The organism is Maribacter aquimarinus (genome assembly GCF_047345505.1).
In the GTDB taxonomy this organism is placed as follows: Bacteria; Bacteroidota; Bacteroidia; order Flavobacteriales; family Flavobacteriaceae; genus Maribacter.
On record NZ_JBLFEO010000006.1, the window covers coordinates 94,341 to 111,265 of the forward strand.

The following is a 16,925-nucleotide window of genomic DNA, read 5'->3' on the forward strand; positions in this document are numbered from 1 at the left end:
ACTGAGGTTCAGCGACGGAAGCACCATAAACGTGGACGCACTTGACAACAATGGGGCAGCTAGGCTCATAGAGTTCCCAGAAAAGACCGTTACCTGGGTAGAACTGGACATTACCAACGGTGCGGGCGCAAACGTGGGACTATCGGAGTTCGAGGTCTATGGCGAATATACGGATGACGGTGGTTCACCACCACCGCCATCCGAAAACAATGACGTTAACCTGGCATTGAACCAGCCTACCGCGCAGTCTTCTTCTTCTAGAATCTTTATAGGCCCTTCATCAAGAGCGGTAGATGGCAACACAGATGGTAATTTCAATGCCCCAAATGGCAGTGTTACCCATACCAATCGAGATTTTAGACCTTGGTGGCTTGTAGATTTGGGAGCTACCTATAATGTATCTGACATTAATGTGTACAATAGAACAGATTGCTGTTCCGGTCGTTTACTAGGTGCCATACTTTACGTGGGCAATGTTATAAGCAACAACCCTGCGGACTATACCGAGGTGGGAACGCTTTCCGAATCTCCCAGCGTTCAAAACTTCAACAATGTATCGGTTAGAGGACGGTACGTAATGATACGTCACGTGAGACCTTCCATTCTAAGTTTGGCAGAGGTAGAGGTATTTGGGTCATTGCCCGCAGGTACCGTTAACCTACAGGCAATTAGTTTTGGTGAAGAGTTGAAAGAGGGGATAAATATGTTGGTATATCCCAATCCCACCTCAGGCGAACTCTATATAAACTTAGGGAGCCAAGGGGAAGGAGAGCGCGCCTCAATCCTTATATTTGGCAATGACGGAAGAACCGTATTCAAAAAAGATTATGGTTTGGATTATGGAATTATAGAGATATTGCAACTTGATTTTCTTGCTGATGGAGTATATTATGTACAAATAACCAAAGGTGATACTACCACGGCTAAATCCATCATAATTTCGAGATAGCCTTGGTTGCTAAGTAAGAAGGTGGCCCAAATCATATTGCACAGTGGCAAAATGGTTTGGGCCAACCTATTTCTAAACATACCGAGTGGAATGATTTTCCACAAGTACCGGAAAGATGAATACGCCTCTACAAACTTGAACCGCCGTTTAAATTAAAAAAATGGCGGTACCATAAGGTAAGGGAGATTATATTGCTTTGTAAAACCGAGATTCATTTTAGGCGATGGAGTTTATGTTGTAATACCAGTTCTCTTTTGAAATTCTGCCAAAGTAATTGAATTGTTTTTTGGCCTGCGAAAAGAAACGATGTAGCGGCCAATTTTCAATTGGGAAGTGGTATCATTATACCAATGGAGGGAAAACCAACCCTAAAAAAGGGCCATTGCGCTTTGAACGGCATTAACTGACTAGTCAAAAAGCTTACTGCACAGGGAAAATTACTGCCAAACAGCAGGGAAGAGAAGGTTTTAAAGCCTTACTCAATGCAAATACAATGGTTTAGAATCCAATGAAGGGCAGGCCCTTGGCTTTAACGGTCCTTCCCATAAGCGGTCAGGATCCATGGCCGGGCCATGACCCAACCCCACAGAAAGAGTCTTGCCTTAGGGCCCATAAAAACTCAAGGAATCCCTTAAAACAAGATGTCCACCGTACCGTATCAATGACACAGCCCCCTGGCATTGTGGCAATTGGCATAGCCATCTTGAACATTGTTGAAGATGTGCCATTTGGTCAATTGGGGTGCGTTTTGGGTTATTTTTTGATTCCTTGTGCAGCAAGATGTCTTCTATGGGGCATTACTTCTTGGGGCTCTTTTAGTTCAATTACCATCTGCTTTCCCAACCCAAAACCTAAAAATTCTTACATTTCTTACGTTTCTTACAATGAAAGCACAATAAGGCGCCAAACCACCTAAAATCCCTACTTCACAACAATTCTTTAATATTTTCAACAGTATCGCGTTCATTTGTATGCATCGTAATTGAACGGAATAAACAAGACAGATAACGTGAAATTTAGGGTAGTGATTGATTGTGGATGTACATTTGCCCACGAAATGGACCCCAAATCTATTCAAAACCAAAAATCTTAAAAAACTTGACCTACTTGCCAGATGACATTCTTACCCATCCACTATGGTAAGCGCTGTAACGGGCAAGGGGGTTGAAATTTTAAAGAGTTAAAATTTCAAAACCCGAAAAATGAAGAATTCTCACTCTTTTTGCAATAACTTCAGTTATCTAAAAATACTGTTGGCCTTGGCATTCCTTTTTATGGGTCTGGTGCAAGGCCAGATAAACACCAACAAGATAAGGGTAGACCTAAACTCCTTGAGCTTTAAGGCGTGCAGTGACACCAATAATGGGCTAAGCACGGTTACCGTGCAGAGCAAACAAGGCACTACCACGGATTTTGAAATTGCCTTTGACTTACCCACTGGGGTAACCTACCAAGTGGGCACGGCAACCATAACCGGCCAAACGGGTTCCGGTGACTTTACCCTTACAGAGGTGGACGTATCCAATCCTAACCAACCCATCTTCCGTTTGGAAAGGCCAAGCAATGCACCCTGGCAGATAAACGACCATGTGATCTTTACCTACCAAAAAACGGCCGATTGTGATGCCGTACAGTTCTCCTATGCCGGGGGCCTGTTCAAAGATGCGCATACCATTACGTTCAATGATACGGATGGGGCACAGACCGCATCGGACAATGACCCTACCGTAAATTCCTATAACCTCTTAAGGGCCTTTTTGGCCGTGGATCCCATTTCAGACGTGGGGGCAATTGCAAATACCCCACAGACCAGGGACATTACCGTACAAAATTCCGGCAATGGTGGTGTGGAGCGATTTCAACACCAAGTGGAGGTTCCGCTGCAATTGCAAACAGGCTATCAACTGGCCTTTAACGGCACCGTTTTGACCCCAACAAACATTTCAGGTGAATTTTTCACGTATGAGATAGATTTGAACCTTGCCCCTTTTGCGGGACAAGTGGGAGACGGGGACAACGTTTTTGAAAACGAGGGCATCACGTTCCAGGAAACCCTGCAACTTTCCAGTTGTGCCTTTGGCATAGGCACGAGGCACAGTCCAAGATGGGGCTGCACCACGGCAACTTTTTGCCAGACGGGCGCACCCATATTTGGTCGGTTCAATATCAATGAGGAGTTTGCCAACATCAGGGTAACGGAAATAAACAGACCCTTTCCCAGGTGGGACGCCCCGGTGACCTATACCTATGAAATAGCAAATGTGGCCAGTACGGACCATGCCTACAACGTACAACTTAACATTGGCTATACTTGGGACCAAATCTTATCCGGAATCGGTGTGAACCCAATGTATGGGGATGATTCCAATACGCATAGACAACTATCCAATTTTAGGTTCTCGGGAGGTGCCCCGTTTACGCCACAGCGTTGGAACAACACCATTGACCCATCCGGTGGGGCGGGCTCCTATTACTTACCGGCCAATTTCTTTACCTCCGATCCGGACGGCCCAGGAGGCTTGGAGGATTTGGATGGAGATGGCTTTTTTGACGACCTTGCCGCCGGGTCCGGAACCGAGATGAACTTTGACATGGCCATGCTGCCCGCCACCACGGTCTGTAATGCAAACTCGGAGACATTTACCAGCAATTTACGACTGACAATGGATATTTGGACCGTAAATCCATGTAACGTACAAACTACCACAGATCGGGTAACTTTAAACCAGCATGGTGTTAGGCGGGAAGCACTTTTCGACTGGGCTAACCCGGAGGAATACGAACAGGACGCAGAGGATGGCCAAATATTCAACCTTAGTTTCATGGGTAGTTTCTCAGTGCCCTCTGAATCGCCCACCTGCAACGGAACAAGCATGCTGGGCAATGACCCCGGCACCAGTTACCAGGTTACCGTAAACCTGCCCTCGGGCGTTAACCTGCACGGCAGCGCGGATGCCAGATACGTACAAACAGGGAATCAGGTGACCTTTACGGAGACCAACCTGGCCAATTTCACCGTGGATGGATACCTCTTGAACATTCCCATCAACTTTCCGCTCACCCTGGACTGTTCCACTTATTCAGGGCCCTCTTTTGTTCAGTTGGACTATACCACCTCTTACAGCAGCACTTGTTTTAACACCGACCTACATTGTGGCAGCTTTGAGATGTCCACCCACTGTGATACCGGTTGTGCTGGGCCCATTACCACCTCTTTTGAAGCCAATAGGGAAACAGCGGGCTGGACCGACGATTCCATGGCCACAAGGGTAAGCTTGGACCCTGCGGTACACGCCACAAAATACTATATGCCCCGTGACGAGATGGTGATCAACACCAGTTCCGTGATGAGGAATGACAGCAAGGACAACCTCTTTTTTGAAATGGAGTACCTCACGGACCATTATGGATCCAACTGGTCCGATATCCTACAGTTTGTTGAGGGAACCATTACCATAAATGACCTTTCCAGCGGCAGCCGCTCCACCGCCATTAACGTGGCGCCAAGCATTACCTCTTTGAGCAACGGTAACCACATTATGAGGTTTGACCTTTCCAGCTACAGGAACATCATAGCCCCTGGCTATGAATACGGCGAGGGCCTTGAAGCAGATGAGATCGATCTGGAACTTCGTTTCAGGTTAAGCGACGCCTTCCCAGAACAATCGGGATTGATCCAGTTTTACACCTTCACGGGAGCCTTTTACAGTTTTAACGGCCCCAACCGCATTAGCTGTGAAACCTATAATGACAGGGCCTTTCTGGTAAAGACCCGGGTTGGTTACAACGCCTATATCAGCGAAGCCGCTACCGGTTGCGAACCAGTGGTGTTGGCCGTTCAAATGGAACAGGCATTTGCCAACGTCCCGGACAAATTTCCCAACGAATTTAGACCGCCAGCCAGGTGGCTGTCCACAAGCATCGAAATTCCCCAGGGAATGGTGTTCAACAACAGTGCCAATAGCTGGGGCTACCCCAACCTGCAGCCAGAGGATAGCGCCCCAAATTCGTCCAATAACGGCCTCAACTTCTCCGTATCGGGAAATATCGTGACCGTGACTCCCGGGCCGCGGTTCCGAAATTTGGACAGCGACGATAACCACTACCCCAACATAAACATTCCGGTCATAGCCAGCAGCGCAACCCCCGCTTCATCGAACTACAATGTTTCCGTAACCTACGAAAACTACAGTTATTCCAATGCCCCAACAACGGTCACAGAGACGGATAATCCCGTGTTTGAGTACATTGCCCCCACCTATCTAATGAGTCGGGTAAATCCAATAGAGGTGGGAAGTTCCGAACTAGCGGAGTTCTCCATACGTCTCAGAAACGATGCCAATAGACAAATAGACTACAACTGGTTAAGGGTAAACCCGGATTCCGATTACCAGATCACAAATGCGTATTTGGTGGATGGGGCCACGGAAACCCCGTTGAACGTGGTGAACGAGGGAGGGGTTTTCTATATTGAATACGGTAATCTGAACGGTTTTGTGAGTACATGGGCAACCATCCGCTTTGAGGGCACCTATAACGATTGTGCACCACAGACCATTCTAGTTTCCCAGAATTCGGATTGTATTGGCTTTCCCAGCTCATACAGCGGACTGCCCTTCTTTCTTGAGCGGGAACTGACCTTGGAGCCGGTGTCTGCCACCATCCAATTGGATGTTTTGAGCCAGCCCACCACCACGGTCGATACCTGTAGCGATTACAGTGTTGCCCTGGAAGCAAGAAATGCGGGGGAAGGAAATTTGGCCGACCCAAGGATTGAATTTGATATTCCCGGGGATATCAGCTCAGTCAACATTCAGGACATTGCCATTGAATACCCAAGAAACTCTGGGGTTCTTCAGACCATAACACCGGCAATTACGGGAAATACGGTGAGTATCGATTTATTGCAGCATCCAGGGATTGCCGCAGCAAATGGCTTGATGGGTTCTTTTGAGGCGTTGGCACTGGATGATCAGATCGCCATCATCAACATTACCTTAAACGCCCAGTGCAATTACCGATCCAACACGGGAACGGAATATACGGTTTTCGGAAACAATCCTTGTGGCAGCCCCGCCGTGGGCAACGGAAGTAGGTTGGCCAGCGAACCCGTGATCCTTACCGGTGCGGAACCCCCCTACAGTACCAATAGTGTGGCACTTGCCTCCCCAAATTTTGAGGGATGCGAAATGGAGACCGTTTCCGTGGAAACCTATATTGTGGACGGTACCACGGGATCCAACGACTTTACCAGGGTAACCTTGCCCGCCGGCTTGGTATATGTGCCCGGTTCGTTCAGTTCCACAGGGTCCGTTGCGGCTACATTTGTATCGGCAAATACGGTCGGAAACCATCAGGAAATCGAGATCGGACTTCCGGCAGGTGCCACTATCACCGATCTAATTGCCTATAATTTTGGCGTGGAAAGCACTGCGGACATCTGTGCGGGAAGCTATGATATTGATTTGAGCACCTATGTGACCACTTCAGGACTCACTTGTGGAGGCGTATCCTGTGGAACCACGGAAATTGAAACGGGACGGGCAGATGCACAAATAACCATAAGCAAAGCGGTTTTGGAGGGGTCCTCCTTTTCGGCAACGGCAGACTATGTGCAAGGAACCAACACCAACTATGCCGTGGAAGTGGGAATTGAAAATACCGGTACGGAAGATTTGGCATCCGGTATTTCCTACGAGGTGTTCTGCGCAGATGGCTCGGGAGCCAAGGTAGGGAGCGCACTTTACACAGGAACGCTAAGCCAGGGTATTCCCGTAGGAGCATCCGTACAAGAAGCCTTTTCGTTTTCGTCCAGTACTTTTTGCGGGGACAACAGCAATATTGTGGTGGAGTTTGCACCAGGGCCATCCAACTGTTTCTGCGATGTCCTTTCCCTGGTCATCGCCAGCCAGCCTTCTCCCGCTTCCGGGGACATTACCTTTGTCAATGACAACATTACCGTAAACGAAGCCAATGGCACCGCAACCCTAGAGGTCATTTTTAATGGTACCGCACCAGGTGGCTTCACAGTGGATTTTACCACTTTGAACAACACTGCGGTGTCTGCCCAAGATTTTGTGACCACCACAAATACGTTGACCTTTTCCGGGACCAACGGGGAAATACAGACCATTACCGTGCCCATTTTAGACGATACTTTGGCCGAACCTACCGAAAACTTCTGGGTAGAGCTATCCAACGTGTCCGTGCCAGCAATTACGATATTGGACAATCAAGCGGTAATCAATATTACGGACAACGACTTTGAAATCTGTAACGATGGCATAGACAATGACGGCGATGGCCTTATTGACTGTGACGACCCTGATTGTTACCTAGCGGCCAACTCTGGCGATACGGATTCGGATGGAGACGGTATCGGCGACTTGTGTGATTTGGATGATGACAATGACGGTATTACCGATGTCAATGAATCCAGTTGTACCAATGCAGGCGCTTCGCTGGGAGTATGGGACAATGGAAATTCACCCTTTCAATCAGGTAGTGTTTACGATCCTACTTTTGTTGCCTCCATGGCCGATCAAATCTTTGGGTCCGGAATAACGGTCACGGAACAAGCAACTACACTTTCAATTGCAGGCATCGATGCAACCACGTATGGCGGTGCCGTAACCAACAATGATTATATTGAGTTTGCCTATACCACGCAATCTGGCATTCCGTTCCTGAACCCATCCGTTATGGGTTATACAAAAAACGACTTTGCAACTGCGAATGAATATGGTTATAGCATCACATTGGTAGGTTCCAATGATGGTTTTACTACCAGTACCATATTGGTCGATGATTACCAAGTGAATACGTTTGTGAATGGAAACAATCAGAATATTAGAGTTAATACAACAAACGATATTGCAACATTTGGCCCAAATGAAACCTATACTTTAAGACTCTATTTTTATAACAAAACCACTAGTGGTGATGCTAGATTCGATGACTTTTATCTAGAAGCCACGCAATGTGGTTCTAATAGTGATATTGATGGAGATGGTATCCCAAACCACCTTGATCTGGACTCGGACAACGACGGTTGTTTTGATACCGTGGAAGCCGGTCACGCAGATGGAGATAATGACGGTGTCTTGGGCAACTCTCCGGTAACGGTGGATGCCAATGGCTTAGTTAATGGACAAGGGGGTTATACCGGGGTTACTGGAAACGAGATTGTTGCCACACAGGTGACCATAAATACTGCACCAACGAACCAAACGGTAATTGAAGGGAATTCTGCTTCATTTACTGCGGATGTATCGGCCATAATTACCACCGTTTTCAACGCAGGCACCCCAGACTATGCCAGTGGTGCGGATAGTTCCGGTCAAATACAGTACCAATGGCAAGAGAATGGGGTCAACCTTACCAATGGCGGCAATTATTCTGGCACTGACACAAATACATTGCTTATAAACGACGTTACCGGTTTGGGAGGCAACACCTATACCGTGGTAATTACCCACTCGAATACTACTTGTTATTTAGAAACCAGAACGGCATCACTGGGCACACTTAACCCTTGTGACCCCATAGCTTCAGGAAATCCTGATAGCGATGGAGACGGTATATCGGACGTTTGTGACCAGGATGATGACAATGACGGTATTTTGGATACCGAGGAGTGCCAGAATACTAGGCCTTTGCAATTTCAAGGTTTATCAACCACAATTCAAAGCTATTCTGTTTTCACTACCACAATTACACAAAGCCTAGTTAGTGGAAGTGTAGTTGGATCGGATAGTGATGATAATGGAAATTTGGCTCTTGGATCAAACGGTACTTCCATTAACATTTCCGCATCAAATCTTTCTGGATTCCTAATTGGTCCAGCAACAAACGGCAACGTTGATCTCGATGGGATTGATAGATGGACAATTTCTTCCCCTGGAGCAAACTTTACGGTATCTGACCCCTTAAACGAACTGAATATTATTTCCAATAGCACTGGTTCAATTATTTTTATGGCCAACATTGGAAATCCACAAAATTGGTCTATTGGAGTTAATGATATTACCGATTTAACACTTACCATGAATCAGGGAAATCCAAGGTCTGATTTAAATATATCGTTGATAGGTCCTTGTGGCGACGCAGATAATGATGGATTCATTAATTCTATTGATTTGGACTCGGACAACGACGGCTGTTTGGATACCGTGGAAGCGGGCCACGCAGATGGGGATAATGACGGTATTTTGGGCAACTCTCCCGTAACGGTGGATCCCAATGGCCTTGTCACTGGACAAGGGGGCTATACAGGTACCAATACCAATGTGACCACGCCCTTTGTTCCTGTGGTGGTAACCACCCAACCTAGCAATGTTACCGCAAGTATTGGCAGTACTGCCAGTTTTACGGCAGTGGTCACTGGCGGTGCTACCCTAAGCTACCAATGGCAGGAAAGTCCCGATAATGGGGTTACATGGAATGATCTAACAGAAAGTGGTATCTATTCAGGAACCACCACGCCAATGTTAACATTGACCGGTATTTCTTCTTCAGTTCATAATTATGGGTACAGGTTGGCCATAACATCATCGGACAACCTCTGTGATGTTGTTACCAGCGATGCCGCAGACGTTTTTGTGCTATCCGATATCTCCATAAGCGACGCCACTGTTGTGGAAGGTTCTGATTTAATTTTCACCATCACATTGTCGCATGCCCTGTCGTCCGACTATACAGATTTAGAACTACGATATACTAATATTTCCACTTCTAATGATGACTATGACAATAGTCTTACAATGGTCACTATACCTGCCAATACCACGTCATTCACGGTTAATGTTCCCACCAATGATGATGGCATCATAGAGGCAACGGAAACCTTGGAAATAGAGCTTCAATTTGATGGATTCCCCTTAAATCCATTGGATTTAGTGGGTATCGGAACCATAACCGACAACGACGGCCTTGGCTCTGGAGAGGGCATTTCCGTGGCCGACTTTACCGTGGACGAGGGTGCCGGTACCGCAGACTTTGTCATCACCTATACCGGGCCTACCGTGGCAAACAGCTTTACCGTGGACTTTACCGTGGCCGATGGCTCCGCCATTGACCCGGACGACTACTCCGTGGCCACCGCGGGCACTTCCGTGACCTTCCCAGATGGAACCATCTCAGGGACCACGCAAGTGGTCACCATCAACATCGTGGACGATGTGATACTGGAGGCCAGTGAAAATCTTGACATTGCCCTGGGCGCCGTGTCCAACCCGCTCATCCCCGTCATCGATGGGAACGGCGTGGGCACCATTACCGACAACGACGGGCTCGGTGCCGGAGAGGGCATTTCCGTGGACGACTTCACTGTGGACGAGGGTGCGGGCACCGCCGACTTCGTCATCACCTATACCGGGCCTACCGTGGCGGGCAGCTTTACCGTGGACTTTACCGTGGCCGACGGCACCGCCGTTGACCCGGACGACTACTCCGTGGCCACCGCCGGCACTTCCGTGACCTTCCCCGACGGGACGGTTTCCGGAGACACCCAGAGCGTCACCATCAACATCGTGGACGATGTGATACTGGAGGCCAGTGAAAATCTTGACATCGCCCTTGGCGCAGTGTCCAATCCGCTCATTCCCGTCATCGATGGGAACGGTGTGGGCACCATTACCGACAACGACGGGCTCGGTGCCGGCGACGGCATCTCCGTGGCCGACTTTACCGTGGACGAAAGTGCGGGAACGACCAACTTCGTGTTCAGCTATACCGGACCTCCAGTTGCCGGACCCTATACCGTAAATTATACCATATCAAATGGTTCCGCTGTTCGTGACCAGGATTTCACAGTGCCCTCAATGACAGGTACACTGAACTTTACCGGCACTGCTTCAGAAACGGTAAATGTTCCTATTGGAATTGTTGATGACGCCTTGCTGGAAGGTAATGAAGACCTTACCATTACAATTAACAGTATCTCGAACACGTTGATAAACGTAGTTGATGGTGATGCCACGGGAACTATTAGTGATGATGAAGCAGGCGATCCTATTGGCTATTATGTGGGTGGATTTACAGAAGACGAAAGTGGGGGAACTGGAGAATTCACAATAACTTATAACGGCCCAACGGTACAAGATGGTTTTACTATGAGCTATGTTGTTTCAGACAGTTCTGCTACAAGACCTGAAGACTATACCATAGATCCATTTTCGAGCTTTGTGACATTCCCCGCCGGGTCAACTGCAGGAGACAGGCAGATTGTTACAGTTAGTATCGTAGACGATTCTATTATTGAAGATTTTTTTGAAGAACTTATCATTACGGTTCAACCACCAGCTTTACCAACGAACCTTCCGCTTCAACCTATTACGGTTCCAGCAACTATTATTGACAACGATGGGGGCGCAGGTAACGGAATTTCTGTTGCTGATTTTAGTGTTGATGAAAGCGTGGGCACAGCAAACTTTGTTGTTTCGTCCAACGTAGCAGTAGCCGCACCATATACCGTAAATTACACTTTATCAAACGGTTCCGCAGTACGCAACCAAGATTTCACAGTGCCCTCAATGACAGGTACCCTCAACTTTACCGGAGCAGCATTGGAAACCGTTGATATTCCGGTAGGAATTATTGATGATTTGATTTTAGAAGGAAATGAAAATCTAACCGTAACTATAAATAGTATTTCCAATACCTTGGTAAGTATTGTTGACGGTAATGCCACTGGCACCATTACCGACAACGACGGACTCGGTGCCGGCGACGGCATCTCCGTGGCCGACTTCACCGTGGACGAGAATGCCGGCACCGCAGACTTCGTCATCACCTATACCGGGCCTACCGTGGCGGGCAGCTTTACCGTGGACTTCGCCGTGGCCGACGGCACCGCCGTTGACCCGGACGACTACTCAGTGGCCACCGCCGGCACTTCCGTGACCTTCCCCGATGGAACCCTTTCCGGCGATACCCAGAGCGTCACCGTCAACATCGTGGACGATGTGATTCTGGAGGCCAGTGAAAATCTTGACATTGCCCTTGGCGCAGTGTCCAATCCGCTCATTCCCGTCATCGACGGCAACGGTGTCGGTACCATTACCGACAACGACGGCATTCCCGGGGTAACGGGCCTTACCATTAACGATGTCACCGTGAACGAGGAAGATGGCACCGCTGCCCTGACCGTGACCCTTACGGGGCAGTTACAGGACAGCTTTACCGTGGACTTCGCCACACAGGACGATACCGCAGTGGCCATCGAGGATTATACCGAGACATTGGGGCAGTTGACCTTTGCCGGGAACGATGGTGAGACCCAGACCATCAGCATACCCATTGTGGACGATGTTGTTCTGGAGAACCTGGAAAGTTTCAATGTTCTGTTGTCCAATCTCTCCACAACGGCCATTGGCATCTTGGACGATACGGGAGTGGTCTCCATCATTGACAACGAGTTTGACACCGATGGCGATACCATACCCGATGTTGTCGACATTGACGATGACAACGATGGCGTGCTCGACATCCTGGAGGGCGACGGCACCAGGGACACCGACGGCGACGGATTTGCCGACAGTGTGGACATCGATGACGACAATGACGGCATTCCCACGAACGTGGAGGCACAGACCACCGCGGGCTATGTACCCCCCACCGGGAACGACGCCGACAACGACGGCCTCGACGATGCCTACGAGGGAAGCGGGGACCAAGGACTCAACCCCGTGAACACCGACGGCGACGGAAGCCCGGATTACCTGGACCAAGATTCCGACAACGACACCGTGCCAGACAACAACGAGGGGAACGACTTCAATTTTGACGGTATTCCCGATTGGACATTCACTGGTACGGATACCGATAACGACGGTCTTGACGATGGCTATGAGGGCAGTGACGTGAACGATGGCTTTGACGTGAACGACGAGATCGACGATCCCGAAAACGACCTGCCCGACACCGATGGCACCGAGGATGTGAACTACCGCGATTTCGACGATGATGGCGACGGAATGGACACCCCGGACGAGGACATGGACGGTGACGGCGACCCCACCAACGACGATACCGATGGCGATGGCACCCCCGATTATCTGGACCCAATGGACAATCGTTTTATGGTGCCCGATTTTGAGGACATCACCATCATCTGCGGGGAACCCGTGCCGCCCGTGCCCACACTGGGCGACATTGGCGGCTGCGATGAACCGGTCGTGGTCTTCACCGAGGAGACCACCACCGATCCGGCAACCTCAGACCGTATGATCACAAGGACCTGGAACGTGAGCGATTCCTGCGGCAACACCGCTGTGATAGAACAGCTCATCTTTGTCCTGCAGCCACAGCTCCAAGAGGTGGCCATTGATATCTGCATAGAGGACGACCCCATTGACCTCAGGGATTCCCTACCGGAAGGGTTTGACACCAACGGGGACTTCGTGGTAACACAGGGAGCCCTGATCTTGCTGGATAGCACCTTTGACCCCAACGACCTTGAACTAGGCGAGTACACCGTGGAGTACACCTCCACCGACGGGGAGTGCAACTACTTCGTGGACTTCAACATAAACGTAAATGATGACTGCGTACCCTGTAACCCGGAAGACCTGGTGGTTTCCAAGACCATAACCGCCAACGGGGACAATATCAATGATTTCTTTGAGATCAGTGGTACGGAATTCTGTGACCTCACCTTTGATGTAATGATATTTAACCGTTGGGGAAACAAGGTTTTTGAAGAAAAAGACTATAAAAATACCTGGGGAGGGTTCTCCCCAGATAACAAGATTGGAAGTTCCGGTATGCTTCCAACGGGTACCTACTACTATATCATAAACGTTATGGGAGAAGAAAGCCAAGCCAAAGTCTTGAACGGATATATCTATCTGGGCGCAAATTAACCCTATTTGGGGTGTGCCCACATGGATGAAAAAGAGCCATTGACCGATGGAAAAACAGTAGAACGATTATCCGTTGGCTTTTAACGCAAAAGAAGCCAGGCGACAATCGTTAACCGTTAACTTTGTAATCCATAACCTACTTGCGCTTCTGTTTACAGAGGTTTTAGAATGTGAACATACCCCAATTAGCAACCATGAACAGCATCCAAAAGATACTTGCTGCGGCTAGCATTTTATGCAGTACCTTACTGAGTGCACAGCAGCTACCCCAGTTTACACAGTACATGTACAATACCATCTCGGTGAATCCTGCCTATGCCGGAAGTAGGGAAACGCTAAACGTGACCCTATTGCACAGAAACCAATGGCAAGGCCTTGAGGGAAACCCTAGAACCAATACCCTTTCCATACATGCACCCCTTCGAAACAAGCGCATAGGGCTGGGGCTTTCTTACATCAATGACCGTTTGGGCTTTGAGAACAGTAACTATGTTTACGGGGATTTCAGTTATACGGTACCGGTGAGCAACACCGTAAACATGTCCTTTGGCCTCAAAGGGGGCTTCACCAATTACAACCTTCAAAATCCCGATGCCGCCGATCCCTTTTTCAACTCCAATTTCAACAGCTGGTCACCCAATTTTGGCGCGGGCTTTTATATTGGTTCCAACAGATGGTATTTTGGTGCATCATCGCCCAGAATCCTCAACACAGATTTGAACGATGGGGAATTCCAGGCTCTGGAACGAAACAGTTACTACGGTATCGCGGGGCTTGTTTTGGATATTGCCAGAAATGTAAAGTTCAGACCTACCGTCATTGCCAAAATAACCAATGGTGCGCCCGCCACCTATGATGCCACCGCCAGCTTTCTGTTCGGTGAAAAATTTTGGATCGGGGCATCCTACAGGGTAAACGATGCATCCAACTTTGGTGCCTTGATGGACTATCAGATATCCAAGGATTTTCGTCTGGGATATGCCTACGATCTCCCAACCTCCGAGGTAAGGCCCTATACGGGCGGCACCCATGAGGTCTTTCTCATCTTTGAACCCGGAAAGAGGAAGACGGGACCCATAAAGTCGCCACGATACTTCTAGAGCGCATCAAACTATAAAAACATAAGGATATGAGAGGCTCATTGATGATCCTATTCTTCATTTTGTGCACCACCACGGCCTTTGCACAATATGGGGCCCAGCAGCGCGCAGACTACTATTTCAGCAAATTTTCCTACGCCAAGGCCATACCTGAGTATGAGGCCATGCTGGAGGGAGGGCTCAATACCACCCACGCCCACCAACAATTGGCAGAATGTTATCTGTTGATCAGGGAGTTTAAAAAGGCCATACCCCATTTTAAGGCCATTCTTGACAAAGAAAGCCTGCCCACCGATTATTACTTCAAATACGCCATGGCCCTTTACAGCGATGGCCAGCTCAAGGAATCTGAGAAGTGGCTCAAAAAGTACAAAAAGACGAACAAATCGGATTCTAGGCTAAAGCGCTTTCTCCAAGATGGAAACTTGGCGTCCGTGGTCTTTAACAGCAGGGAAAGATACACCTTGGGCGAGCTTACCTTTAATACGGAGCACAGTGATTTTGGCGCCTATGTACACAACAATAAAATTTACTTCGCATCCAGCAGGAAAGACGGCAGCAACACCTATGGATGGAACGATGAGCCCTGGTTGGATCTCTACTGGGTCTATGAGGATGTCCCTTACTATGAACCGGAGAAACTGGAGGGAAATGTCAATACCAAATACCACGAAAGCTCCTTGGCCTATTCAACGGACTATAAGAACGACACCATAATTTACTTTACCCGAAACAACTTTTTTAATAAAAAAGCCTCCTACGGTGCCGAAAAAGAAATAAACCTAAAAATATATACCGCCGAAAAGAAGGACAACAAATGGGTGGAATCCAGAAGTCTTACCGTGAACAGTGACTACTATTCCACCGGTCATCCCACCGTGAGCGCGGATCGCCGCCGAATCTACTACACCTCCGATATGCCCGGTGGCCTTGGCGGAACGGACATATACTACTCTGAAATACACGAAAGGGGCGGTATTGGGGAACCTATAAACGCCGGACCGGTGATCAATACGGAAGGCAACGAGATGTTCCCTTTCATTAATGAAGAAGGGCAGTTGTTCTTCAGTTCCGATGGCCACGTGGGCTTTGGCCAATTGGATGTTTTCTCTACCATAAACGACGAGAACGGGGAATTTGTGGATGTCATTAACCTGGGCACCCCCATAAACTCATCCAGTGATGATTTCGCCTATTTTGGGCTTCCCAACGGCATAGACGGCTATGTGAGCTCCAATAGGGAGGGAGGTAAGGGATCGGACGATATTTACAAATTCCGATTTTCCCCAGCACTGGAGGTGGAAGGCTATGTCACGGACGGCGTAAACAACAAACCCTTGGACAGCGTACAACTACAGCTCTTTGATCAACGATCCAATACCTTGGTGGCACAGACCACAACGGACACCAATGGGTACTATAAGTTTCCGGTAAACAGAAAAACCCCCTACATGATAGAGGCCGTCCGGCGAACCCATCCGCACAAAAATGTCTTTTTTGACACCTCCAAGATCCCCAGCGAGAGCAAGGTGTTTCGCCAGGACATTGTTCTGGACCCGGTAATGGACCTAAAACTATTGGCCAACCTCAACAAAATCTATTTTGATTTTGACAAAAGTGATATAAGGCCGGATGCGGCGGCCGAACTGAACAAGGTAATTCATGTCATGAACGAACTGTACCCGGAAATGATCATTTCCCTGGAGGCGCACACCGATCCGGTAGGTTCCCATGCCTATAATGACAAACTGTCGGCCAAACGCGCCAAAAGTACCTATGATTATCTGATCACCAATGGCATTGCCCCAGAGCGCATCCTTTCGTACAAAGGCTTTGGAAAAAGACGGCCCATAAATGGTTGTACCGGCAGGGCGGATTGCACCCCGGAAGAACTGGAACTGAACCGCCGAACCGAATTTCCGATGGCACAGATAAAGAATGGGGCTCCCGTGGCACGTTAAGAACCCACCAGCCCATTACCAAAAAGTCCTTCACGTTCGTGAAGGACTTTTT

At 48.6% G+C, this 16,925-nt stretch carries 4 protein-coding genes; all 4 read left to right on the plus strand.

Annotation, left to right across the window (positions count from 1 at the left end; genetic code table 11):
• The coding region (locus ACKWCC_RS06235; protein WP_413995050.1) for a galactose-binding domain-containing protein at positions 1 to 949 on the plus strand (949 nt) is incomplete at its 5' end.
• Between the two features lie 1,202 nt (positions 950 to 2,151).
• Positions 2,152 to 13,812, plus strand: coding sequence for a Calx-beta domain-containing protein (locus ACKWCC_RS06240; protein ID WP_413995051.1), 11,661 nt, complete (start codon positions 2,152 to 2,154; stop codon positions 13,810 to 13,812).
• A 194-nt stretch (positions 13,813 to 14,006) separates the two neighbouring features.
• Positions 14,007 to 14,912: a PorP/SprF family type IX secretion system membrane protein gene (locus ACKWCC_RS06245; protein ID WP_413995052.1), complete on the plus strand. Its 906-nt coding sequence runs from the start codon at positions 14,007 to 14,009 to the stop codon at positions 14,910 to 14,912.
• Between the two features lie 29 nt (positions 14,913 to 14,941).
• Positions 14,942 to 16,873, plus strand: coding sequence for an OmpA family protein (locus ACKWCC_RS06250; protein ID WP_413995053.1), 1,932 nt, complete (start codon positions 14,942 to 14,944; stop codon positions 16,871 to 16,873).
• Positions 16,874 to 16,925 lie beyond the last annotated feature (52 nt).

Coding starts and splice junctions, on each gene's coding strand:
- ACKWCC_RS06240 (WP_413995051.1), top strand. CDS start 2,152: ATGAAGAATTCTCACTCTTTTTGCAATAACTTCAGTTATCTAAAAATA.
- ACKWCC_RS06245 (WP_413995052.1), top strand. CDS start 14,007: ATGAACAGCATCCAAAAGATACTTGCTGCGGCTAGCATTTTATGCAGT.
- ACKWCC_RS06250 (WP_413995053.1), top strand. CDS start 14,942: ATGAGAGGCTCATTGATGATCCTATTCTTCATTTTGTGCACCACCACG.